Origin of the sequence: Acinetobacter sp. neg1 (genome assembly GCF_000788125.1) — a bacterium.
GTDB classification, from domain to species: Bacteria; Pseudomonadota; Gammaproteobacteria; order Pseudomonadales; family Moraxellaceae; genus Acinetobacter; species Acinetobacter vivianii.
The window spans coordinates 83,326-108,840 of the sequence record NZ_JSZD01000015.1 but is presented as its reverse complement, the minus strand read 5'-3'; the positions used below and the strand labels follow the sequence as shown (position 1 = coordinate 108,840).

General features: G+C 42.7%; 24 protein-coding genes. 3 read left to right on the top strand and 21 right to left on the bottom strand.

Annotated features, from left to right (window positions below; translation table 11 throughout):
- Positions 1-46: 46 nt before the first annotated feature.
- The 3 genes from PJ15_RS11495 to PJ15_RS11485 all read right to left on the bottom strand — a co-directional run bounded on the left by PJ15_RS11495 (position 47) and on the right by PJ15_RS11485 (position 2,575).
- Entirely contained in the window at positions 47-226 is a 180-nt protein-coding gene (locus PJ15_RS11495; RefSeq protein ID WP_005256180.1) for a hypothetical protein, read from the bottom strand.
- A gap of 281 nt (positions 227-507) precedes the next feature.
- Positions 508-2,145, bottom strand: a complete 1,638-nt coding sequence (locus tag PJ15_RS11490) for a mechanosensitive ion channel (protein ID WP_047430910.1) — start codon at positions 2,143-2,145, stop codon at positions 508-510.
- A gap of 229 nt (positions 2,146-2,374) precedes the next feature.
- A complete protein-coding gene (locus PJ15_RS11485; RefSeq protein ID WP_005256177.1) occupies positions 2,375-2,575 on the bottom strand; it encodes a hypothetical protein in 201 nt (66 codons plus the stop codon).
- A gap of 206 nt (positions 2,576-2,781) precedes the next feature.
- On the opposite strand from PJ15_RS11485, the gene PJ15_RS11480 reads away from it, so the two are divergent.
- Positions 2,782-3,204: a hypothetical protein gene (locus PJ15_RS11480; RefSeq protein WP_004770789.1), complete on the top strand. Its 423-nt coding sequence runs from the start codon at positions 2,782-2,784 to the stop codon at positions 3,202-3,204.
- Positions 3,205-3,252: 48 nt separating this feature from the next.
- Here PJ15_RS11480 and PJ15_RS11475 read toward each other — a convergent pair whose 3' ends face one another.
- Positions 3,253-4,014, bottom strand: coding sequence for a ferredoxin--NADP reductase (locus tag PJ15_RS11475; protein WP_047430907.1), 762 nt, complete (start codon positions 4,012-4,014; stop codon positions 3,253-3,255).
- An 84-nt stretch (positions 4,015-4,098) separates the two neighbouring features.
- Between PJ15_RS11475 and gigC the strand changes: the two genes are divergently transcribed.
- The gene (gigC, locus tag PJ15_RS11470) at positions 4,099-4,983 is read left to right on the top strand and encodes a LysR family transcriptional regulator GigC (RefSeq protein WP_047430904.1); all 885 of its coding nucleotides are present in this window, start codon (positions 4,099-4,101) and stop codon (positions 4,981-4,983) included.
- Between the two features lie 54 nt (positions 4,984-5,037).
- Here gigC and PJ15_RS11465 read toward each other — a convergent pair whose 3' ends face one another.
- The 17 genes from PJ15_RS11465 to PJ15_RS11385 all read right to left on the bottom strand — a co-directional run bounded on the left by PJ15_RS11465 (position 5,038) and on the right by PJ15_RS11385 (position 24,478).
- A complete protein-coding gene (locus PJ15_RS11465) occupies positions 5,038-7,179 on the bottom strand; it encodes a TonB-dependent receptor (protein WP_227504696.1) in 2,142 nt (713 codons plus the stop codon).
- A 282-nt stretch (positions 7,180-7,461) separates the two neighbouring features.
- Positions 7,462-8,157, bottom strand: coding sequence for a cold shock domain-containing protein (locus PJ15_RS11460; RefSeq protein ID WP_047430901.1), 696 nt, complete (start codon positions 8,155-8,157; stop codon positions 7,462-7,464).
- A gap of 115 nt (positions 8,158-8,272) precedes the next feature.
- Complete coding sequence (locus PJ15_RS11455; protein ID WP_004770785.1) at positions 8,273-8,563, bottom strand: cold shock domain-containing protein; 291 nt, start codon at positions 8,561-8,563, stop codon at positions 8,273-8,275.
- Between the two features lie 122 nt (positions 8,564-8,685).
- Positions 8,686-9,321, bottom strand: coding sequence for a uracil phosphoribosyltransferase (gene upp / locus PJ15_RS11450; RefSeq protein WP_004770784.1), 636 nt, complete (start codon positions 9,319-9,321; stop codon positions 8,686-8,688).
- A 106-nt stretch (positions 9,322-9,427) separates the two neighbouring features.
- Positions 9,428-10,924: an NADH-quinone oxidoreductase subunit NuoN gene (gene nuoN, locus PJ15_RS11445; RefSeq protein WP_047430896.1), complete on the bottom strand. Its 1,497-nt coding sequence runs from the start codon at positions 10,922-10,924 to the stop codon at positions 9,428-9,430.
- Between the two features lie 3 nt (positions 10,925-10,927).
- A complete protein-coding gene (gene nuoM, locus PJ15_RS11440; protein ID WP_004770779.1) occupies positions 10,928-12,526 on the bottom strand; it encodes an NADH-quinone oxidoreductase subunit M in 1,599 nt (532 codons plus the stop codon).
- 1 nt (position 12,527) lies between these two features.
- Positions 12,528-14,423, bottom strand: a complete 1,896-nt coding sequence (gene nuoL / locus PJ15_RS11435) for an NADH-quinone oxidoreductase subunit L (protein WP_004770778.1) — start codon at positions 14,421-14,423, stop codon at positions 12,528-12,530.
- Positions 14,420-14,728 carry an NADH-quinone oxidoreductase subunit NuoK gene (gene nuoK, locus PJ15_RS11430; protein ID WP_004770776.1) on the bottom strand — a complete coding sequence of 103 codons (309 nt, stop codon included), beginning with the start codon at positions 14,726-14,728 and terminating at the stop codon, positions 14,420-14,422. The genes nuoL and nuoK overlap by 4 nt, the downstream gene beginning before the upstream one ends.
- Positions 14,728-15,246 (bottom strand): NADH-quinone oxidoreductase subunit J, encoded by a 519-nt coding sequence (nuoJ, locus tag PJ15_RS11425; protein WP_171062196.1) that lies wholly within the window; start codon positions 15,244-15,246, stop codon positions 14,728-14,730. The genes nuoK and nuoJ overlap by 1 nt, the downstream gene beginning before the upstream one ends.
- Positions 15,246-15,788, bottom strand: a complete 543-nt coding sequence (gene nuoI / locus PJ15_RS11420) for an NADH-quinone oxidoreductase subunit NuoI (RefSeq protein WP_004655439.1) — start codon at positions 15,786-15,788, stop codon at positions 15,246-15,248. Before nuoI ends, nuoJ begins: the two co-directional genes overlap by 1 nt.
- Before the next feature lie 18 nt (positions 15,789-15,806).
- Positions 15,807-16,823, bottom strand: coding sequence for an NADH-quinone oxidoreductase subunit NuoH (nuoH, locus tag PJ15_RS11415; protein WP_004770773.1), 1,017 nt, complete (start codon positions 16,821-16,823; stop codon positions 15,807-15,809).
- Positions 16,824-16,826: 3 nt separating this feature from the next.
- Positions 16,827-19,511 carry an NADH-quinone oxidoreductase subunit NuoG gene (gene nuoG / locus PJ15_RS11410; protein ID WP_047430892.1) on the bottom strand — a complete coding sequence of 895 codons (2,685 nt, stop codon included), beginning with the start codon at positions 19,509-19,511 and terminating at the stop codon, positions 16,827-16,829.
- An 11-nt stretch (positions 19,512-19,522) separates the two neighbouring features.
- A complete protein-coding gene (nuoF, locus tag PJ15_RS11405; RefSeq protein ID WP_005228924.1) occupies positions 19,523-20,848 on the bottom strand; it encodes an NADH-quinone oxidoreductase subunit NuoF in 1,326 nt (441 codons plus the stop codon).
- Positions 20,845-21,354 (bottom strand): NADH-quinone oxidoreductase subunit NuoE, encoded by a 510-nt coding sequence (gene nuoE, locus PJ15_RS11400; RefSeq protein ID WP_047430889.1) that lies wholly within the window; start codon positions 21,352-21,354, stop codon positions 20,845-20,847. Before nuoE ends, nuoF begins: the two co-directional genes overlap by 4 nt.
- 12 nt (positions 21,355-21,366) lie before the next feature.
- A complete protein-coding gene (nuoC, locus tag PJ15_RS11395; RefSeq protein WP_004770766.1) occupies positions 21,367-23,154 on the bottom strand; it encodes an NADH-quinone oxidoreductase subunit C/D in 1,788 nt (595 codons plus the stop codon).
- An 88-nt stretch (positions 23,155-23,242) separates the two neighbouring features.
- On the bottom strand, positions 23,243-23,920 hold the full coding sequence (locus PJ15_RS11390; RefSeq protein ID WP_004655450.1) for a NuoB/complex I 20 kDa subunit family protein: 678 nt from the start codon (positions 23,918-23,920) through the stop codon (positions 23,243-23,245).
- A 6-nt stretch (positions 23,921-23,926) separates the two neighbouring features.
- Entirely contained in the window at positions 23,927-24,478 is a 552-nt protein-coding gene (locus PJ15_RS11385; protein ID WP_004770765.1) for an NADH-quinone oxidoreductase subunit A, read from the bottom strand.
- Between the two features lie 582 nt (positions 24,479-25,060).
- Between PJ15_RS11385 and PJ15_RS11380 the strand changes: the two genes are divergently transcribed.
- Positions 25,061-25,417, top strand: coding sequence for a hypothetical protein (locus PJ15_RS11380; RefSeq protein ID WP_004770764.1), 357 nt, complete (start codon positions 25,061-25,063; stop codon positions 25,415-25,417).
- Positions 25,418-25,515: the final 98 nt, after the last annotated feature.

Genomic DNA, 25,515 nt, shown 5'->3' with positions numbered 1-25,515 from the left:
CGTTTTTAATACTTACCCTTCGCTTTGGCTTCAGATGAATCAATACTTAATGTGGTTCATCTGAAGAATTAGCAGCTTCCGAAGACGGGATTTTCTGGGTATTTTCGATTGATTTCTCTTTGGTTGGGCTTGATTTCGCCACGACAAATTTGTAAGCACTTGCCAAAAAACCAACAGTAATACCTGCAATAATAATCGGTGCAAATACACGATTTGGCCTCTTCATTCTGTTCTCCTATTAACTTTTTATTGAGAGACTATGGGGACTTTATCTATAAATGAATTGCTTTTTAGGCCAAGTTTTCACTTCGACTCAATCGAATGCGCAACTTGCTCATGCCATTTCGCTCAGAATTTACAACATGTTGAACTGAGCTGGATGCAAAACGTGAGTCCTAACAACTCTGGACAGCATTACAAATAAAGGCTAAAAGTACGAATAAAAACAAAACGACCACCCTGCTTAGAGTGGTCGAATTGATTGAAAAAATCAAAGATTATTTTTTACTATTCATCCGAATATGGCGGAGTTGGTGGTGTTGGATTCGCCGGAGTATCTAATGAAGTTGGTGTCGGACTCACAGGATTCACAGGAGTCGTTGGCGCTGTTGGTGTTGGGCTCACAGGCGCTGCTGGCTTAACCTCATCCTTGTGCAACGGATTTGGTTTGTTGCCTTCTGTTTTTGCCTTATCTAGTAAATCACCAAGTAAACGCTCTGCAGGTTGACGACCACCTAAACCAAAGGCCAATGCAAATGCGACTGCAACTGAACCCAGTGTTAAACCGAATGCCAGATTAACAATAGAATCCGCAATACCCATTGCTTTCAAGCCCATCGCAATCACAAGTCCCATAATCAAGATACGGACCAGATTACCTAACCAGCGAGAGCTATTATATTCACCACGTTGAACGACATTGGCAACCACATTCGCCAGCCAGAAGCCGATCACCAGAATTACTGCACCTAGAAGAATACTTGCACCGAACTGGATAAACATGGCGATGAGTACGCTCACCTGTTCCAGCCCTAGACGATTCGCTGCTTCTGAAACAGCAAACAGCATGGTGAAGAACACGATTAGACAGCCAACCACATCTGAAACACGTGTTTGCCCAAGGAAACGTTGTACATCGAGTTTCATTGGAATTTCATCGACACCCGCACCTGAAATCAATTCAGCCACTAAACGTCCAACAAAACGCGAAACAATATAAGCCACAATTAAAATCAGGCCTGCCGCAATAATTTGTGGAATCGCGTGCATGATTTCATTCAGCATTGATGTCGCTGGTTGAGAAATCGCTTCGATACCAAGTGCTTCAAATGCCACAATTAAAGTGGTAATAATGATGACGGCGAAGACAAAAGAACCTAAAAATTTAGAGACATTTGAATTTTTAAATAGCCCTACTTTTTCAGCCTGTGTTTGTAAACCCAGACTATTACTTAAACCTTCAACAATGCCACGTACAATCTTCGCAAGAATATAACCGACAAAGATAATGACACCTGTAATAAACAGATTCGGTAAATAAGCAACGGCATCATTCACCATGTTCTGTACAGGAATTAATAGCCCTGTTAAACCGAGAATCGATAAAACAATCGGTAAGAACAGTAATAAAACCAGCCAGTAAAAAATCTCACCGATATTGCTGCTCAGTGAACCGACACCGACCTCACCGCTCAGCTTCTCATCAAGCTCGGTTCTGGCAAGTACATTGGTTAATCCTGCGCGTACCAGACGAGCAACAATCCAGCCAATAAAACCGACTGCAACAGCAGCAAACAGGTTAGGAATAAAGGCCAGAATCCGCCCGACCATATTGCTAAATGGATCACTCACACCACTGATATTTAAGACATTTAATGCACCCACAACCGCTAGAATCATGATAAACCAGAATACCAGCTTGGAAATCAAATTCTCAATATTTGGGGTACGACCAGTTGCAGACGATAATTTATGATTGGTATCAAGTTTTTGCAGTAATTTTTTCACACCTGCTGCAACCACCAGAGCAATAATCCAGCCGACCAGCAGAATTACAATTGCAGCTAAAATCGGGTGAAATTGATCCCAATAATACATTGCATCAAATCCTCCTCGGTTGGAGGGGTCATTAAAAAATTCATTCATGTTGTTATCCTTATGTTGTGTTTTTCAGTCTTGTACAGTCCACCCATGGTTGCTCTATGAACTAAGAACATGATTTATGGATGCTTCCACCATAATTTTTGTCTATTTTCCAATCAATAAATGGCAGCACTAATACAACAAAAAATGCGCAAAATATTGCAAAAAAGCTCATTGATTCACACCAATGAGCTTTTTGAAGAATTAATTCTCGGTCTTAAAATATGCTTGTCTAAGCATTCAGAACTGCCGACTGCATTTGTGACAGGATCACTTGTGCAGTTGGATTGGCTGAATGATCAGCAACCATATAAACAAGTAATGCAATCAGGAAGATTCCCACCAGAATCAAAATATAAACGGGTAATCTTCTCTTTTTGGTAATTTCTTCTTTGCTCGCCACATGGGGTTGTGGCTTACTAAAATCATGCATGATAGCAGCCCTCATCCTTATTACTTTTCAATATTTATATTAGCAATGTGCTGTGTAGCATTGTGTGAAGAAGCTTCGGACTATCGTTGCACTGGTTGCAGAACTCTACTTTTTTTATTTTATTTTTTGTTTAAAATATAGGCGGCTTTAGCGGGCAACAAAAATAAGCTATAATGCTCAGTCCCGTTTTTTAAATGTTTTGCTTTATGTCCTATAGCCAACAAAGTGTTTCTCTTGATTTGGACACTGATGTAACACATCAATGTTTTTTACATCACACACGCGATGAACATTTGATTGGAATTATTGAGTTTAATAAGCCAAGCTATATCCTGAAATGGGGTGATCTGGAATATTTTCGTCGCCGCACAGAAGAGTTTTCGGTGATGCCATTACCAGACTGTATCAATGCCATGATCATTGATATTCGTAATGTACAGCCTTTTTTAGATAATGAAGTTCCCATCTTGCCGTGGCGCTTACTGGAAGAAGATTGTCCTGTACGTCTGGTCGTTCCTCAAGAACGCCTTGAGCATTACATCGGGTTATTTGAACCGACCTGGTTAACTACAGATGTAGACACGGCGATTCAGGAAATCCGTGAATTTATGGATATGTTTGTTCACTAAACATATCCCTCCTCTCCCATTCAAATGAATCGTCTCAACCGAAGTCTGTTACCAGTAATTTTCTACGGCAATATTACCTTCACCACGACGATTCATAATTAAACCACGCAATTTTAGCGCTTCTTTGGTGTCTTCCACCATCTGCGGATTACCACATAACATCACATGACTGCTGGCTGGATTCAAATCCAAGCCAACGGCTTTTTCCAATTCACCATTGCCAATCAGCACAGGTAAACGATCATGTAATGGCGCCTCTGGATCACGCGTGATGATCGGGACAAATTTAAAGCCCGTATGCCCTTCACCAAACAGCGCCGCAATCTCTTGAATACGATCTACATAAGCCAGTTCAGACTCGGTACGTACGCTATAAACCAGATTGATGTGCTGATATTTATTCCAGGTTTCAAAATCTTGCAGCATCGATAAGAACGGCGCCAGACCAGTTCCTGTCCCCAATAACCATAAATCCTGCGGTAAAGGTTGCTGATAACGCGCAAGGGTTAAATAACCATACGAGATCTTTTCCAGATACAGCTCATCACCCACTTTAAGGTGTTGTAGATTTGAGGTAAATGCGCCATCGGGTACCACAATTGAAAAGAATTCTAGCGTTTCATCAAAGGGTGAAGACACCACCGAATAAGCACGAACCACCAGTTCGCCATCTACCATTAAACCAATACGGGCAAACTGCCCTGCGGTGAATTTAAAATGGGCTGGACGGGTCATGGTAAAACTAAACAGATTGTCAGCCCAGCGGTGTACAGATAAAACCTTTTCTACGCTAAATTTTTCAATTGACATGATTTGAACGTGGCACGAAACAGTAGGCTCATGTTAGCATGATCGAATAAATGATGGATACTCAAAACATTAAGGCTATTTAACATGCGCATGACATTACGCCAATTGGCTGTTTTCGTGGCGGTCGCTCAAGAGGGAACTGTAACCAAAGCGAGTGATGCTGTTCGTCTCACACAAAGTGCGGCAAGTATGGCCTTAGCAGATTTAGAAGATGGTCTGGGTGCACCATTATTCGACCGTCTGGGAAAACGCTTACAACTGAATGATCTAGGACGTTTTTTACTTCCTCAAGCGCTTGAGATTTTAGGGCGTTGTGAAGCTTTTGAACAAGCGGCCAAAGGCGAGTTGCAAAGCATTGATTTACGCCTTGGGGCAACACTCACCATCAGCGATTATTTAATGCCTGATTTGATGGCTGATTTTTTACAGCGTCATCCACAAGCGCATCTCCAACTGCAAGTGGGTAATACCCGTCAAATGATTGAAGCCGTGAACCAATTTCAGCTTGATCTCGCCTTAATCGAAGGTTCATGTCATTTACCACAACTGCAATGTATTCATTGGCGTAATGATGAACTGGCTGTATGTTGCGCGCCTGATCATCCACTGGCACAACTCAACCGCCCGATTACACCGGCAGATTTTTATGAAGTAGAATGGATCTTACGTGAAGAAGGCTCAGGAACACGTGAAGTGTTTGATAATGCCATTTTACAAGATTTACCAGATGCCAATATCCGTTTAACACTGGGTCATAATGAAGCGATTTTAAAAATAGTCGCAGGTGGTTTGGGCATGTCATGTATTTCCAAACTGGCGATTGAACCTCTTCAGGAAAAAGGCCAGTTAGTCATTTTAGATACGCCTTATTGGGAATTAACCCGCCCGCTTTATATGCTGGTACATCGCCAAAAATACCAAGGGCCTGGCTTAAAAGCCTTTTTGCAATTTTGCGAAGCAAAGATTTAACTTTTTAAATAAAAAAATGCTTCCACTTGGAAGCATTTTTTTATGCAGTTTGATTTAGAAGTCGAAGCTCACACCAAGTTTATAAGTACGACCTGCGCCAACTGTAGTAAAGCCACTGGTAAACACGCCATCCCAATATTTCTTATCAGTGACATTATCCACATTGGCACGGAACGTTGTATTTACTCCACCCAGTTTAGTTGCGTACTTCGCACCTAAATCAACCAAGGTATAATCAGGTAATTTTAAATTATTGTTCGCAGTTAAGTATTGGTCATCCACATAAGTCACAAATGCATTCACGCTTAAACCTTCTACATAGGGTAAGGTGTAATCTACACCAACGCCTGCGGTAATCTCTGGTGTACCCTCAATGGTATTGCCAGATATATCGACTCCGCCCGTTAAAAGTCCTTTCTTATATTCGGTATCAATATAAGCCAGATTACCGTAAACGATTAAGTCTTCCGTCACTTTACCAGAGAAACCGTACTCAACACCTTTTGATTCAGTCTTCGCACCATCTGTTGTGATTTGCTTAATATTTGCATTGTTCGGATCACGATAGCTTGTATCTGTCATCGTGCTCGGTTTTTTAATTTGATACAGCGCTAAAGTGTGTAACCAACGCTCCCCTTGATATTTCGCACCAATTTCATATTGTTTACTTTCAAATGGGGCAAATGTTTTATTGTAATTTGCATCTGCCTCATTAGATACCGTTGTACCTCGAACCAGACCTTCCACATAACTCGCATAGAATGAAGTTTCTTCACCAAAAGGTTTCACAACAATGGCGGCACTTGGAGATAACTTATCATCTTTCAATGGCGGTGCATTGGTCGTCAGCGCTTTTAAATTCATGTCTTGATAGCGCACACCTAAAATAAACTGTAGCTTGTCATCCAGCATGGAAATCTGATCACTTAAGCTATAGCTGACATAGACATCATCGGCGAAAGGTACAATAACTGGCCAAGTATCAGGCATATGCCCTTCGCTACTTGGATCATAGATATTAGTTGGAAAATAAACTTCTTTTGCGCCACGTCCTTGATGCTGACTATATTTACGTTTCAGGTAATCTGCTCGGAATGCCAACGTATGGGAAATATCATCTGTAAAAATCTGACCTTCTAAACCTGCATTAAAGGTGGTGTTATGTTCCTTTGAACCGACTCGATAATACTGTGCCAGTGCATCGCCATCCGCACCGACCAATGGACTGGTATTACCTATGCCTTGATGATTAACGGGATAATCACCTACGATCATACGGGTACCAAATAAATGCCCACGGTATTCACGCTCATTGAACCCAGCGCCTGCAAATGCTTTTAAATTTGGTAGAAGCTTATATTCTCCTGATAAGCCCACATAATTAGCACTTTGCATACCTTCTAAATGTGGGAAATAATTCAGTTTGCCATCTGGTGCTGGTAAAACACGTCCCAAAGTCGCAAAAGAGATCATTGCTGGTGAACCACCATCACGCTTATCTCGTACCGAATAAGCATCAAAGTTAATTTTGGCCTGATCGGTCGTATAGTCGAGTGCAAGTACCGCAGCCGTATTTTCATCTTCCAGCCCGTCAACAATATGTTCACCTTGTCCATAAGTCGCACTGACACGCGCACCAAATTTGTTGTCTTCACCAAAACGGCGAGATACATCAAAACCTGATTTGTAGTAACCACCATCTTCGTACATCGCAGAGACTTGGGTCAGATCCCGATCCGCACGTTTGGTTGTTGCCATCACGACTCCACCAATACTCCCGCCTGGTGCCATGCCTGCAATTAATGCATTTGGGCCTTTCAATACACTGGCAGAGCTTAAAATATCAGTCGGTGTACGACCACTTGGCGACATACCATAAGCACCATTAATATTGGCATCTTCCCATGTCACCGCAAAGCCGCGAATCATAAAGTTTTCGTTTAAATGCCCACTATTGGTGGTGGTACGAATACTTGGATCATTTTTAAGAATGCCTGCGATCGAATCCGCTTGCTTATCTTTAATTGCCTGCTCGGTATAGGACTGGATACTGAACGGCGTATCCAATACAGCTTTCTCACCGAGGATACCTAAACTGGCATCTTTTTTAAGTTTACCTGTTGCATCTGTTGCTTGTGAGTCGGCTTTCACGACAATCGTTGGCAAAACTGTGTTTTCTTCAGCCATAGCAAACATTGGTAATGCAATGAGAGATAGAAACAATATATTCTTTTTCAAGTGACCATACCCCGATAAAAATTTGATCATATTATATAAGAACAATTAACAAATGATAATAAAAACCATTAATAAAGTAATAACTATTTCACAATTTAACATTAAGAACCAATCTCGGAAATTTATCTCAAAGTCTACACCGCTATCTTAGAAACTTTATTTTGTCTTATCTTAATTTTAGTCTATTCAATAACATGTGTTATTTAAACAGTACTCTCCCTTACTACCTATGCTCCATACTTAACGTCCGAATTGACGTTCACAAGGAATACCGTCCCCATCACCATCCATTTTTGTATTAGGACAATTTTTTAAAAAGAACAATGCTTCCTCATAAGAGCTCATTTGGGAACAATGCTCTCGTCCATCACACTGGAATTGGTTATTTGCTTTAATAGATGATTCGTTCTGAAAAGATTGGACATGACTAGATTCGAGTGCCCTCTTGGTTTTTTCCGACAGCTTTACTTGCGGTAACTCACCAATAGCTTTTCGTTGTTGTTCTACAATTTTCCTTTGCTCTTCGATCAATTGAGCAGCTTTTAGTTTTTTTGATTGCTGATAGGACTGATACTTCTGAAAAACCAAACCACTCAAGATTATAATTACAATCAATCCTACGATGGTAAATGTTACTCCTTTCTTGGAAGTCTCTTGAGTACGGTTAGATAACGCTGATACAGTCAATTTTTCATTAGGAGTGATTTCAGAAATCGGGCTTTCCCTTTTTAAGTCCAATCGAACAATATTAGTTGCTTTAAATTTTCCATGCTCTTCAACAATCAGAAATTTAAGCCTTTCCCCTAGTTTCGGTTCACCAGTCATTTTGGGAAAATCAGTAATATGAAAGAAAATATCTGATGTTCTTCCTTCTACCTGAATAAAACCAAAACCGCGCTCTGAATTGTATTTTTTAATTTTTCCCTCAAGAAACATTACGTACGCTCTATTTTTATATTGCTTCTATTCTAATAAAAAAAGAGGCTAAAAAGCCTCTTTTCTCTTAATATTTAAGTGGATACCTAAATAAAGAAAGGATAAATGTGTGTATTTAGCGACGGAAGTTTGACAATAATGCCGACGTAATCGAATTATTGTGCTCAGCAATTTTGGTTTTCTTGGTTTTGGCAGGATTCGGATCAAGACGTTCAATCTTGGTCGCTTTGTATTTCCCGTCATTTTCAACGACGATAAATTTCACTTTTTCATTTCTTTTCGGCTCAGCATCGGCTGGATACTCTGAAATATGAAAAAATACATCCCCTTCAGAAGTGCCAATAAAACCAAAGCCTTTGTCTGGATTATATTGTTTAACTTTGCCTTGATAGAATTCTTGCTTCATGACATTTATCCTATTTTCTCAATGCGATAATGACAGTATATAAAAATAAAAAAGAGACTTTCAATCAATCCTCAAAACAGCTTCAGGATGAGATCAAGTCTCTTTTAAGAATGTGTCAAAAATTAGTCTTTTTGAACACTACCAAAGATTTTATCGCCTGCATCACCTAGACCAGGAACGATATAACCTTCTTCATTTAAACCTTGGTCAATCGATGCAGTATAAATGCGAACATCAGGATGTGCCGCTTCTACTTTAGCTACACCTTCTGGTGCGGCAACTAAGACCATAACACGAATATCTTTACAGCCACTTGCTTTTAATACATCAATCGCAGCGATGAGTGAATTACCCGTCGCAAGCATTGGATCAATGATCATAGCCAAACGATTCGCAACATCTGGCACTAACTTTTTATAGTAAGTACGAACTTCCAAGGTTGCTTCATCACGCTCTAAACCCAAAACACTCACTTTCGCACTTGGGATCAGGCTCAGTACACCTTCCAACATCCCAATACCAGCACGCAAGATAGGTACAATTGTGATTTTCTTCCCTGCGATACGCTGAGTTGAGACTTTCCCTGCCCACCCATCAATTTCATGCTCAACAACAGGAAGATCCTTTGTTGCTTCATAAGTCAGTAACATCGTGACTTCTTGCGCTAATTCACGAAAATTCTTGGTACTGATGTCAGAACGACGTAGTAAACCAAGTTTATGGCGAATAAGCGGATGACGAATTTCTTGAATCGACACGAGTGAGTACCTAGGTAATGTTAATCTTTGTCTATTATAAAGCGTTTTTTTACTCGGCAATAAAAAAGCCCCCAATTTTGGAGGCTTTTTTGTACAAATCAGACGATTACTGTTGTTGAGACAACATAAAGTGCAATGGAGACATGATCTCAGCCTTCAATGCGAGGTTAATCATCGGATCTGGGTAGACACCCAATACGAATACAAGTAATGCAGCAGCAAGCACCATCAAGCCACCCACTTTAGTACCCCAGTGTGCATCAGCATCAATACGTGGTACATCTGGTGGTGTCATGTACATGACAACCATCACACGTAAGTAGTAATACAAACCGATACCACTACCCACAACGATCATTGCAGCCAGGAACCAGTGTTGTGTGGTTACCGCAGCCATCACCACAAGGAACTTACCAATAAAGCCTGCAGTTAATGGAATACCTGCTAAAGACAGCATCATTACAGTTAATGTTGCAGTCAAGATCGGACGGCGCCAGAACAAACCACGGTAGTCTGCAAGACTTTGTGCTTCATCAACGTTGTTGTACGGACTAGACATTAATGCAACTGCACCGAACGCACCGATTGTGGTGAGTACATAAGTAATCACATAAACCGTCACGCTACCAAGACTTGCATAAGTCATGCTGATTAAAGCAATCAACAAATAACCGAAGTGTGCAATTGATGAATAACCGAGGATACGCTTCAAGTTAACTTGACGTACTGCAAGTAAGTTACCCACGACAATCGACAATACTGCAATGATGGTAATCACTGTCACAATTGACTCAATCAGGATCGCACCAGAAGTGAGTAAGTAACGGACAAATAAACCGATCGTTGCAACTTTCGCAGCCGTAGCCAAGAAGGTTGCCATTGGCGCTGGCGCACCGGCATACACATCTGGCGTCCACTTATGGAATGGCGCAAGTGAAAGTTTGAATGCAACAGCAAAGATAATTAAGCCTAAGCCCAATAACACCATTGGTTGTTTGATTGCAGTAAACAATGCCTGAACAGAGTCATAGAATGACAATGAACCTGTATAAGCATAGATATACGCCATACCCATCAACAACATTGCAGACGCAGTCGCTGAAAGTACAAGGTATTTAATCCCCGCTTCCAAAGACTGGCTACGTTGGTAGGTATACGCCAACATGCCGTACACAGGAATCGACATCAATTCTAAGCTGATGAAGAATGCTGCATAGTGCGAACTAGCAACCAATAACATTGCACCTGCAACTGAAGACAGCAACAAGATGTAAAGTTCTTCGCGGTTTTCCTTATAGGTCTCGATATACGCATGAGACAAGGTACAGCACGCCAAAGCAGCAATCAGAATCAGGAATTGATAGAGCATGGTAAATGGATCAACCATAAACATGCCCATCACGTTTATTGGCGCAAAGTGCCCAGTAAACATGGTGTATGCAATAAAGATTGCAGCAAGGTTTAAACCTACAACCGAAGTGGTCGCAATGAGGTTGTGATTACGTTTAATCGCAGTCAACAACATCACGACGATTGCGGTCAGTGCCACAATCATCACTGGAGCTAAAGGCATCAGCTCAGAAAAAGAAATTGTGAAGTTCATGGTTTATTGCATCTCCACATGTTCAAGTTGAGTTGCAGCCTGTTGAACAGTTTCAACAACTTCTTGTACTGGCATATAACTATTTACTAACCACTGCATGCTTGAATGTGACATATCCAAGAAGGTTTGTGGGTAAATACCTAACCAAACTAAGCCGATCACACAGATCATCAAAATGCTGACTTCACGTGCAGATAAATCTTTAAGCGGGCTGGTATAGTGCTGTTTTTGCTCTGGGTTTGGTTCACCAAACAATGCTTTGTGAATCAGGATCAGACCATAAAGACCAGCAAATACCAAGCTCACTGCTGCAATGATAGTGAAAGCTGGATAAGCTTTAAATGAACCCATAAGAATCAGGAATTCACCAATAAAGTTACCTAGACCTGGTACACCAACCAATGCTGCAACAAAGAACATCAGGAAGAATGGCAAGTATTGAAGCTGACCACGAAGGCCGCCCATTAAACGTAAATCACGTGTGTGTAAACGCTCATAAACCTGACCAGACATAATGAACAATGCAGCAGATGACAAGCCATGTGCCAACATCATGATCATGAGGCCTTGGAATGTCAGGATATTACCTGCGTAGATTGCAAGTAAGATGAAACCCATGTGCGAAATAGACGTATACGCAAGTAAGCGCTTCATATCTGTTTGCTGGTAAGCAAGGAAAGCACCGTAGAAAATACCAATCAAGCCCAGAATAATGGCGATATCAGCAAATTGTGCTGACGCTGCCGGGAAGAATGGAATTACGAAACGAAGCAAACCGTACGCAGCTGTCTTAATCAAGATACCCGCTAAATCCACAGAACCCGCTGTTGGTGCTTGCGCATGCGCATCAGGCAACCAGCCGTGTAATGGGAATACTGGTAATTTCACCGCAAAGCCGATGAAGAAACACAGCATGAATGCATAAGCAACTTCAGGTGGTAAGTGGTTCGCAACAGCCAATAAATAGTTGTAATCGAAACCGATCATGCCTGTCATCATGTATCCATAGACAACTAAGCCCAAGATACCGATTAACATGATCAAACCAGCGATTTGTGTATAGAGGAAGAATTTGGTTGCAGCGTAAACACGTGAACGACCATTCGAACCTTTATGACCCCATAACGCAATCAGGAAGTAGATTGGTACAAGCATCATCTCCCAGAAGAAGAAGAACAAGAATAAGTCAATCGCCAAGAATACACCGATCACCCCACCTAAACTCCAAAGTAAGTTTAAATGGAAGAAACCAACATTCTTTTGAATCTCGCCCCATGAACAGCCAACTGCAAGTACACCAAGTAATGCGGTTAACAACACCATAAGAAGAGATAAACCATCCACTGCCAAGTGAATGCTAATACCTAAAGTCTGAATCCATGGAAGATGGAATTCAGCCGCCCAAGTCGGGACTTTACCGCCCAACTCGTAGCTATATGTACCACTTTGCCAAAGTGCAATGCCCAAACCAAAAGTAATGAGCATACCAATTAAGGCAATCCAACGCGGTAAGTGCTGGTCGAATTTATCAACCAACCAGCAAATAAAACCAGCAATGAAAGGAACTAAAATCAGTGCGGGTAAAATTAAATTGTTTTCCATTTTATTTCCCCACAACCTGAATCACGATCAAGATCATCAATAACACCACTACGCCGAGTGACATGCTTGATGCGTATTCACGTAATGAACCTGTTTGACGCGAACTTGTAAAGCTATTACCGCCCTTCACAATTGCAGGGAGTACTAACCATAGACCATCAACTGGATCACGACCTAAAATTTTCGCAATCAATAAGTAAGGTTTTACAAATACGATGTCATACAAAGCATCAAAACCAAATGCAGTACGGCAAATATGCGCCAAACCAGAACCCAAAGAACTTTGAGCAAATGATTTAACTGCACCATACGCAAAGGCAAACAAGAAGATACCTACAGCCAGACCAACAAGGGCAACACCACTTGCTAAATGTTCAGCATGAGAAACAGCAGCTTCTAATGTTTCAGGAATCACAAAACTTGGAATATTTGCAGCCGTCAATAACTTGGCAACTGGTGCTTGTAAGAAGTAACCAATACCTGTTGACAGTGCAGCAAGAATCGCAAGCGGGCCCCAATAAGTTACACCATGAATGGCATGTGCATGCGTTTTCTCTTCGCCGAAGAATACGACCCAGATTAAGCGGAATGTATAAATAGACGTTAAGAATGCGCCCGCAACCCCTACCCAGTACAAGGTATTGTAAAGCGGAAGGTTTGCAATGGTCGATTGAGCATATACCGCACCCAAGATCGCATCTTTAGAGAAGAAGCCAACCGTTACGATTGGAAGTGCTGCCAATGCGCCACCACCGATCACGAAACACCAGAATACGAATGGAATCTTGTGACGTAATCCACCCATTTTGAAAATGTTCTGTTCGTGATGACATGCAAGAATTACGGCACCTGAAGAAAGGAACAATAATGCTTTGAAGAATGCGTGAGCAAGCATGTGGAATAAACCTGCTTGGTACGCTTCAGCACCCACCGCCATAAACATATAACCGAGCTGACTCATGGTTGAGTAAGCCAGAATACGTTTGATATCGGTTTGAACCAATGCGGCAAAACCAGCCACAAGCAAGGTCACTGCACCTGTAATCGAGATGAACTGCATCACTTCTGGTGCCATTTCCATCACAGAGAACATACGGCAGCATAAGTACACACCCGCTGTTACCATGGTCGCAGCGTGGATCAATGCAGATACTGGTGTAGGACCAGCCATCGCATCTGCCAACCATGTTTGCAATGGGATTTGCGCAGATTTACCTGCTGCACCCAAGAATAACATCAATGCTGTCCAGATTGACAATGAGGAGCTTTGCGTCATCACAGTTGCTGCATTTTCAACAATGTACTGAATATTCAAAGTACCAAACTGTTGATAAAGCAGGAACAATGCGATGAGTAAGAATACGTCACCCACACGTGTTACCGTGAATGCCTTGATTGCTGCCCAACCATTTGCAGGGTTTGAGTAGTAGAAACCAATCAAGAGATATGAGCACAGACCTACGCCTTCCCAACCCAAGAACAATAACGCAAGGTTATCACCCAATACCAACAACAACATGCTGGCAACGAACAGGTTGAAATAAGAGAAGAAACGCGCATAGCCTTCTTCACCACGCATATACCATGATGCGAAAATGTGAATCAGGAAGCCAACACCAGTGACCATACCTGTCATCAATAATGACAAGCCATCAAGGTGCAAGCTGATACCTGGCTCAAAACCGCCAACACTGAACCACGTCCATAAGTGCTGAACAAAAACGGTTTGACCGCTGCTGGTAAATGCAAGACCAGCAATTAAAGCAAATAACGCAGATAAACCGACTGAACCGACACCAATAATGGCAGCTACATTTTCAGAAAGTTTGTCACGCCCTGCCGCTAAAAGGATAAAACCAATGAGCGGGAATAAAACGGTTAAATATAATGTACTCATCCGCGCATCTCACTAGCAGCATCCACATCCAGATGATGGAAGCGATGATAAAACTGAAGGACGATCGCAAGACCGATACATGCCTCTGCTGCAGCAAGGGTCAGAATCAGGATGAACATGACTTGTCCATCTGGCTGTGCCCAAACACTACCTGCCAAAACGAATGCCAACGCAGCAGCATTCATCATGATTTCAAGGCTCATTAGCATAAATAATAGGTTGCGTCGCACCATTACACCGTAAAAACCGAGTGCAAAAAGGATGGTTGCAACGATCAAACCATGTTCTAAAGGGATGTGTCCCATTATTCTTTATCCTCTTCTGCACCTGGTTCACGTTTGCCTAAGTGGAATGCTGCAACTAGTGCTGCAAGCAATAACATCGCGGCAACTTCTACCAATAATAGATAGTGAGTAAATAGTGCTTGACCGACTGCTTTAGGGCCAACAACTTCTGTACCCATTGGCGCAGAAATTGTGGTGTATTCACCGCCTAACATCCATACAAGGATTAAGCCCAACAAGAAGCTCATGAGTGCAGGATATGCCCATGCATCTGAGGTCAACCATTTGCTTTCCTGTTCGATCGTATCCTGGCCAAGATTCAACATCATGACAACGAAGACGAACAAGACCATGATTGCACCCGCATAAACGATGATCTCAAGCGCACCAGCAAATGGCGCGCCTACGATCATGAAAATGCCTGCAACAGCAAGAAGAGAAACGATCAAACTTAATAATGCATGCACAGGATTAGTGTTGGTCACAACACGTACTGTCGAAACAATGGCCACGAGTGCCATCAAATAAAATGGCCACATCATGGTAATAAGCTCCGTACATCAACTGGTGCACTTTCTTTTTGTGCTTGACCTTTTTCTTTACCGCTTACTGCCATACCAGTGACACGGTAGAAGTTGTAGTCAGGATATTTACCTGGTCCAGAGATGAGTAAGTTTTCTTTCTCATATACCAAATCTTGACGTACATATTCACCGAGTTCGAAATCTGGTGTCATTTGAATCGCAGTGGTCGGACAAGCTTCTTCACACATACCGCAGAAAATGCAGCGTGAGAAGTTGATACGGAAAAATTCTGGATACCAACGTCCATCTTCTTTTTCCGCTTTCTGTAATGAAATACAGCCAACAGGACAAGCAACCGCACAAAGGTTACATGCCACACAACGCTCTTCACCATCTGGATCACGTGTTAACACGATACGACCACGATAGCGTGGAGGTGCAATTTGTTCACCTGGTACTTCTGGATATAAGATCGTGTCACGTTTACGCGTTACATGGCTGAACACCATCCATAACGAACGTACAATCGATCCAAAGCCAGCTAGAATTTTATACATTTTGTACTCCCTGCTGTCCTAGGCCTGATTCATCAGAATCACAGCACCAGTCACTAACAAGTTGACCAACGCCAATGGCAAACAAACTTTCCAACCAAAGTTCATCACTTGGTCATAACGAGGACGCATTAACGAACCACGTGCCAAGACAAACATCATCACAAAGAATGCTGTTTTGATAATGAACCAGAATAATGGTGGAACAAATGGAATTTCCAGATTAAATGGTGCAAGCCATCCGCCGAAGAATAAAGTCACGATCAAAGCAGAGATCAATACCACGTTGACATATTCCGCAACGAAGAACATCCCCCACTTCATACCACCATATTCTACGTGGTAACCTTCAGCCAATTCTTGCTCAGCTTCTGGTTGGTCAAATGGATGACGATGCGTGACTGCAACACCAGCAACAACGAAGATCAGGAAGCCTAAGAATTGAGGAATGATGAACCACATATCACGTTGTGCTTCAACAATCTCACGCATGTTGAATGAGCCTGCAATCGCAACCACACCCATCAACGAGATACCCAAGAACACTTCATAAGAAATGGTTTGAGCAGCAGAACGCAGACCACCGAGTAATGAGTATTTGTTGTTAGATGCCCAACCACCAAATAGCACTGCATAGACTGCGATACCCGCCATTGCCATAAAGAACAATAGGCCGATACTCATATCCGCAACACCCAGTGTAGGGCTTACTGGAATAACCATAAACGAAAGTACCGCAGTTGCCATCGCAACTGCTGGTGCTAAACGGAAAGTCAACTTATCAGCAAACTTTGGTGTCCAGTCTTCTTTGAACATGATCTTGAGCATGTCGGCAACGATCTGGAACATACCCCCCGGACCAACACGGTTTGGACCATAACGGTCTTGCCATAATGCCAAGAGACGACGCTCAATAAATGACATTAACGCAGCAACCAAAACCACCACCAGCAAGATCACAATGGCTTGAATCACTGAATAAGCGATTGGCCAGTTCTCAGCCCAAAGTGGCGTTTGACGTATAATTTCTTGATTCATGAATTACACTCCTACCGCCACAGAAACAGGCTCTGCCAATGAAACTGTTGGTGCCAGACCAATTGGATAACCGATATAACCTGTTGGTAAATATTCGATCACTTGTACAGGTAAGCTGATGCTGGTCTCGCCCGCTTTCACGGTAATACGTTGACCATCCTGAACATTTAAACGTGTCGCATCTTGCTCACCCACAGCAAACATTGCTTCAGGAATACGAGATTCCATCGCAGGTGTTTTAATGGTGAATTCGCCAGAACCAAAAATATGGTGCATTGGCACAAGACGGAAGCTTTCAGGATTCACAACCACAGCTGACGGCGCGACATAGCTACGTGCAGGACGTTTTGCTAAACGATCGAATAAACGAACACCTGAATCACCACCTTTTAAATGACCGCCCACTTCATCTTGGTATTTGTTCCAAGCTTGTGGTGAGTTCCAGCCCGCAGACCATGCGAAAGGTACCAATGACGATGCTGTCTGATTACCCACATAACCTTCCATTGAGAACGTTAATGCTGAATCAGGATCAGTCGGTTGTTTAGGCTCATGAATCGATAACGGCGCACGCATTGCTGTACGGCCAGAGTAACGACGTGGTTCACGCGCAATCTTCAAACCGTGAATACGATAACCCGCATCAGGTGCAACATCTTGAATCGCTTCAAGCACAGGAACATTCTTCACGATGTCATCAATCACATCATCAAGTAAAGTCCAGTCCACAGCTTTGCCTTTAAGACCCGTCTCAATGGCATGTAACCAGCGCCAAGATTCTTTGATCGCATATTCAGGCTTGTAGTAGCTTGGGTCATACACTTGATAGAAACGTTGTGCACGGCCTTCTTGGCTCACCACAGTACCATCACCCTCAGCAAAACTTGCTGCTGAAAGTACGATATCTGCAAGTTTCAAGGTTTCAGTTTCACTATGATCGAGTACGATCACAGTTTCAGCCTTGTCAAATGCAGCTTTCACTTGAGCCACTGGCAAACGACGAGTCAAGTCATTTTCAATGACAACGACAGCATCATAATCTTGTGCAAATGCTTGTTCTAAACTTAAACCACCAAACAGTGCCAAGCCCATTGAGTTCACTTCAGGAACAGTCAATGACAAACCTGCATGTTCACCGAGGTTTTGCGCAACTTGAGCCGCAGCTTCCATGATGGCAGGATCTTGTAAGCTGGTACCCGAGATAATCAATGGCTTTTTCGCAGCTTTCAAGGTATCCGCAATGGTTTGTGCAAATGCTTTTGCATCATCAGCTAAACCAGCAAGCGCTTCGCCTTTAACAGCAGCAGCAACCGCAAAACCTAAACGTGCGATGTCATTTGGAGATGCAACCACTTCACCTGTTGCAACATCTGCTAAACGCGTTTGCGTTGCAGCAAGGATATAAATTGGTGATTTTGCATCTTGACCAATACGTTGAACAGGTTCAGCTAACCAGTCTGGCGTACGTGTTGCAGCAGCCATTTCTTTGGCTTTATTTTTCGCAGCTTGGCGAACAGATAAAGCCATACGTGGCGCAGTTTGAGTTAAATCTTCACCCAAGATCAACACGGCATCATAGCTTTCAATTTCACGCATGTTCGGGTTATAGATGCCCTGTGTTTGCATGATTGATGCAGCTAACTCAACTAGGTTTTGGTCTTTTTGAGACATACCTGTTGAATAGTTGTCTTGTCCAACCAGTTCTCGAAGTGCGTAGTTTGATTCCAAGCTTGCGCGTGGTGAACCAATACCTAACACTTTCTTACCTTGAAGTTGAGCAATCACCTGATCAAGTGCCTGATCCACACTCACGGTCGCAACGGTTTCGCCATTGCGGAATTGAGGTTGACGTGGACGATCTTCACGGTTCACATAGCCTGTACCAAAACGGCCTTTATCACAAAGGAAGTATTGGTTGACTGAACCATTAAAACGGTTTTCAACACGACGGATTTCGCCATAACGCTCACCCGGAGAGATGTTACAACCAGAAGAACAGCCGAAGCATACGCTTGGCGCATACTGCATGTCCCATTTACGGTTGTAGCGTGCCGAATGCGTCTTATCCGTGAATACACCTGTTGGGCAGACTTCAGTCAGGTTACCCGAGAATTCAGATTCTAAAGTGCCTGATTCTGGACGACCGAAATACACACGTGAAGCATTGGCATAAACACCAAAGTCAGTACCGCCAGCATAATCTTTGTAGTAACGCACACAACGGTAGCAAGCGATACAACGGTTCATCTCATGCGCAATAAACGAACCTAACTCTTGGTTATAGTGAGTACGTTTGGTAAAGCGGTAGCGACGACGATCGTGCTGAGTCATCACCGTCATATCTTGTAAATGACAATGACCACCTTCTTCACAGACTGGGCAGTCGTGTGGGTGATTCGTCATCAAGAATTCAACGATCGATGCACGGAAATCCGTTGCTTCTTTGTCTTCAATCGAGATATAGGTATTGTCGGCAGCAGGTGTCATACATGACATCACCAAGCGTCCACGTGTGTCCTCAGGATTCGCATACTGAGTCACCGCACATTGACGACAAGAACCAACAGAACCTAAGGATGGGTGCCAACAAAAATACGGGATGTCGATGCCAAGGCTGAGACATGCTTGTAGCAAGTTTTCTGAGCCGTTGACTTCATACGATTTTCCATCGACATGAATTGTAGCCATAGTCGAATTCCTTAAGCTTGTTCTACGTCTAGAGCTGGAGCATGGGTTTTAACCTTTGCTTCAAACTCGCTACGGAAATATTTAAGTGCGCCCATAAGCGGCTCCATCGCACCTGGTGCGTGAGCACAGAAAGTTTTACCAATCCATAATTTACGAGTAAGCTCTTGTAAATGGTCGATATCTTCTTTCTTACCTTCGCCTGTTTCCAGTGCTTTAAGCGCTTTAACTGCCCAAGGTAAACCATCACGGCATGGCGTACAGAAACCACATGATTCACGCGCAAAGAATTCTTCTAAATTACGTGTAGCAGAGACCATACATTGAGTTTCATCAACCACCATCAACAGACACGTACCTAAACGTGAACCTGCTTTCATGATGCTTTCAGAATCCATTGGTAGGTCAATGTGTTCAGCTGCCAAGAAGTCAGTTGATGCACCACCTGGTAACCAGGCTTTCAAGGTCAAACCATCACGCATACCGCCAGCATGTTCTTCAATCACTTCACGCGCAGTTGTACCGAATGGAAGTTCCCAAAGGCCAGGAAATTTGACTTTACCTGATGCACCATAAATCTTGGTGCCTGGATCTTTCGACTTACCTGCTGAAAGGTTGATATACCACTCAGGACCACGCAACATGATTGCTGGCAAGTTATTGTAGGTCTCAACGTTGTTTACAATCGTTGGACGACCCCATGCACCTGCAACTTGCGGGAATGGTGGCTTAGTACGCGGATTGGCACGACGGCCTTCAAGCGAGTTAATCAATGCAGTTTCTTCACCGCAAATATAACGGCCTGCACCGGTATGAACGTGTAAATCAAAGTTCCAGCCAGTTCCGAGGATATTTTCGCCTAGGTAACCTTTAGCACGGATTTGCTCTAATGCTTCATTTAAGTATTGAGCTGCTTCGATATATTCGCCACGGATGAAGATATAACCTTGAGTTGCCTCTAGGGTATAACCAGCGATCAACATACCTTCGATCAATTGATGTGGAAGTTTTTCCATCAACAAACGGTCTTTAAAGGTACCCGGTTCCATTTCATCGGCATTACAGATCAAATAGCGAGGACCACCATCGTTTGGCGCCATCAATGACCATTTGATCCCTGCCGGGAAACCTGCACCACCACGACCTTTTACCGTCGCAGCTTTAATGACTTCAAGTACATCTTTTGGTGGCATGCTCAGTGCTTTTTTAAAGCCTGCATAGCCTTCTAGTGTTTCGTACTCGTCAGCATTACGTACTGCATCTTGTTTGCTCAAACGCCAAGTCAGCGGATGAGTTTCTGGATTACCGTCGCCATAAATTGGTTTTGGTTCAGTATTCATACATACTTCTCCAATAACTGTTTAACTGATGACACATCCACTAAACCGTGGGTATCCTCATCAATCATTAAGGTTGGCCCTTTATCGCAGTTGCCTAGACAGCAAATTGGGAGCAAGGTAAAACGACCATCTGCTGTGGTTTGTCCATACTGGATTCCCAACTCGCGCTGGAACGCTTCTGCCAAAGTTTCTGCACCCATCAAGAAGCATGCAATCGAGTCACACAATAAAATTACGTGACGGCCAACAGGTTGACGGTAGATACGGTTATAGAACGTTGCTACGCCTTCCAGATCTGCCACACTCATGCTGAGCAATTGTGCAATCGCATTCATTTGTGCGTCATCTACCCAGCCATTACGGCGCTGTACACACTTCAATGCATCCAGAGATGCAGCACGTGGGTATGGGTAATGACCAATGTGATGTTCAATCTCATGGATTTCGTCAGTAGTCAAAATCCCTTCAACATTCACACGTGGTTTTTTATCAGTCAAAATCATCATAATCGTTTACCCCTAGCGATCCACGTCAGCCATAACCACGTCAATGGTCGCCAAATAAATGATCAAGTCAGAAACCAGACTGCCGTTAATCACAGATGGCATTTGCTGTAAATGCGTGAACGTTGGCGTACGAATACGCGTACGATAACTCATGGTTGACTTATCCGAAGTGAGGTAGTACGTACTCGCACCCTTCACAACTTCAGTCATAAATGAAGACTCGCCTGCTGGCATTACAGGACCCCAAGATACGCTCAAGAAGTGAGTAATCAAGGTTTCAATATCTTGTAATGTCTTGTCTTTTGGTGGTGGAACAGCCAATGGATGATCCGCTTTATATGGACCAGATGGCATGTTATCCAAGCACTGTTGAATAATTTTCAATGATTCAGTGATTTCACGGAAGTGAACCAAGACACGTGCGTATGCATCGCCTTCATATTCCACTGGAATATCAAAGTCGAAGTTTTCATAACCACTGTATGGACGATATTTACGAACATCAAAATCGATACCCGTCGCACGTAAACCTGTACCCGTTACACCCCAAGCCAACGCAGATTTAGCATCGTATTGCGCAACGTTACGCGTACGACCAATAAATACTGAGTTTTTAAGTGCAGCAGTGTAGTACTCGTTCAAACGCTTCGGCATCCACTCGAGCAATTCTTTAACAAGCTTTTGCCAGTTGTTTGGAAGGTCGTGTGCTGTACCACCGATACGGAACCATGCTGGATGCATACGGTAACCCGTAATCGCTTCAACGATGTCATAGACTTTTTGACGGTCTGCGAACATATAGAATACAGGAGTCATACCACCCGCATCCTGAATCGCTGTACCACAGAACAATAAGTGGTTATTGATACGGAATAATTCGTTCAACATGACACGAATGACTTGTGCACGCTCAGGAACTTTAATCCCTGCCATTTGCTCAACAGCCATCACGTATGGCATGTTTTGCGCACAACCACCCAAGTAGTCAACACGATCCGTATAAGGAATGAATGAATGCCATGTTTGGCGTTCAGCCATCTTTTCCACACCACGGTGGTGATAACCAATATCAGGTACACAGTCTTTGACTTCTTCGCCATCTAACTGTAAGACCACACGAAACGCACCGTGCGCAGATGGATGGTTAGGACCCAAGTTCAGGAACATGAAGTCTTCGTCATCATTACCGCGTTTTAGACCCCAGTCTTCTGGCACAAAGCGTAAGTGTTCTTGTTCGAAATCTTGCTTTGCCTGGTCTTGCATGTACGGCGTATATTCTGTCGCACGCGCAGAATATTCTTTACGTAACGGATGACCTTCCCAATAGGTTGGTAACAAGATACGACGGAGCATTGGATGCCCTGCGAAATCGATACCGAACATATCGTAAGCTTCACGCTCGTACCAGTTGGCGTTTGGCCAAATGTTGGTTGCAGTTGGAATGCTTAAATCATTTTCATTCAACGCAACTTTGATACGGATGTCACTGTTACGCTCAAGCGATAACAAATGATAGAACACGGTGAAGTCAGATGCTGGCAAACCATCGCGGTGAACACGTAAACGCTCATCTACCGCAGACAAGTCAAACAGCATGACATAAGGACGTTCCACTTTACGGAGGAACATAAGGACTTCTTGCACGCGTGCGCGCTCAACCCAGACTGTTGGAAACTCTTCAAAAGTCGCCTGCACGTAAAAGTTCTCACCAAATTTGGTTTTGAGCTCTTCTACGATTGCAAATGCTGGGCGTGAATCAACTGGAGTTGATTCTGGCATAGCAATGTCAGTTTCAGCCATTGGCTTGGCTTCCTATTTAATACAAATTCTGGCAATTTTTCCGATGACCATATCCATCACGGGATACGTCAAAAACTCATCGTTAAAATTATTTAATATCATCCATAGAGCGTAAGTTTTTCACCGCAATACGTTCAGCATTTTTACGGTCACGTTCTGGCATCATCTTTGGCTTATACACAGGCTGAAGATCATCACCAATAACCGCTGAAAGTGGACGGCGCTCTAGTTGAATTTGGTCTTGAAGTAACATCAATGCTTGAATCAATGCTTCTGGACGAGGTGGGCAACCTGGGATGTACACATCAACAGGAATAATTTTGTCTACACCTTGAACCACAGAATAGATGTCGTACATACCACCAGAGTTAGCACAAGCACCCATTGAGATGACCCATTTCGGCTCAAGCATTTGTTCATACAAACGTTGAATTACAGGTGCCATTTTGACAAAGCAGGTCCCTGCAACAATCATCAAGTCTGCCTGACGCGGTGAAGCACGAATAACCTCGGCACCAAAACGTGACAAGTCATGTACACCCGTTAATGTGGTTGCATATTCAACGTAGCAGCATGAAGTACCAAAGTTAAATGGCCACAAAGAGTTTTTACGCCCCCAGTTCACCGCTGTATGCAACACATCTTCAAGACGTGTCATCATCACACTTTTATTAACTTCTTCCTCAAGGGGATCAGTGACAATTTGACGATCTTGTAATGGATATTGATCGGCATCCGGATTCGCACGGGTTAAAGTATATTTCATCCCGACTTACTCCTGTTCAGATGTTGAGGTAGTCGGTGTTTTAGATTTAACACGACCAGAAGACTGTGCTGGAATATGACCAGTAGGATCGACAACCAACTCTTCAATGTTATTGAATCGGGTAATGTCAGCAATGTTCATATTTGGCGAACCGATATTAGTTTTAACACCAGCAGCTTTACGGCGATCAGAAGGAGCCCAGTTGAGTGCGCCTGTTGAAAGTTCGTAAATCAAACCAATTAATAAAACTAGAATAAAGACTGCGGCAGTTGCAAAACCAACCCAACCGACTTCACGAACTGAAGTTGACCAAGCGTAGAGATAGAGGGCTTCCAGATCGAAAACCACAAAGAAAATTGCAACTAAATAGAACTTGGCAGACAAGCGGATACGAGCACCGCCCGCACCAACTACACCTGACTCAAACTGCTCTTGCTTCGCACGTCCCCATGCTTTACCCCCTAGGAGTAAGGGAACAGTGAGCATAAAAACGCAAAGAAATGTAACGCCGATCACGAAGGCAATAATTGCCCAATCGTATGGAGTAATGGCACTCATGCGGGGATAACTCCTGGCAGGCCTATTTTTAACAAAGAATGTATGTATTGGCCTTCAAATACACCAAACACAAAATTAATCCCGCCAATTGTACCTGATTTCTAATTTCTCATGCTAGTTGAAGCGCTTTAGTCTTTCGGATGATTTTGTCCATAAAGTTACTGATATATACAAGATCATGGTTAATTCACCCCTAGAAATCGAATTATCTAATCAAAGACTCTATATTGATCATTTTTTTCTTTATTAGTGCATCAAAAACATTCATCATTTCTGCGTAATGTTCCTAAATATGGCAGCACGAACTAAATCATTGCATTGATACAAATTTGTGCTGAAAATTTAAACAAAATTTACTCATCTCCCCCTCTATATTTGTATTTATCAAGCGGAGAATCCCTATTCTATTAAACAATAATTTAAACAGGCAGATCAGGCACTTTCCCCAGTTAAAAGACTGCACTGAAATCAAGTTGTCATTTCGACATAATATGTTGCAATTCAGCTAAATACTTTAATTATCTTTATACACAGCTCGAGCAATAGATCGTTATTCTAATAGAAGCAAAGAAGGAGAAAAACATGCATCTAGAATACACACACGACTCGGATTATTTCTTTTTTTCACAACTACTCATGCGTCATATAGAAAGTTATGTTCGAAAACATCCAGATGCTGATAATGCAATTTTCGATTTAAGAGATATCTATGAAGTATTTAGAGAGGATTTTGCCGCAACCACAACCAATTTAGAAAGTATTCTCAATATTGCAGACAGTTATAAGGTCGAAACCTTAAATGGAGATCAGGCACTGATCCAAGGCTATAAAATCGATATTAAAAACAATTCCCTACTCATTGATTTCAATGCCGATGCATTACACGCGCTTCGCTCAGGCAAACCATTGATCGAACCAGATCCTTCGGTTCATGAGTAAAAGTAGATGAATTGATTTAAAAGTTTTTATTTCAATAGAGCCAAGGTGTTTATCGCTTTGGCTTTTTTATGGGCTTTAAAACGAAAAAGGAATGGTAC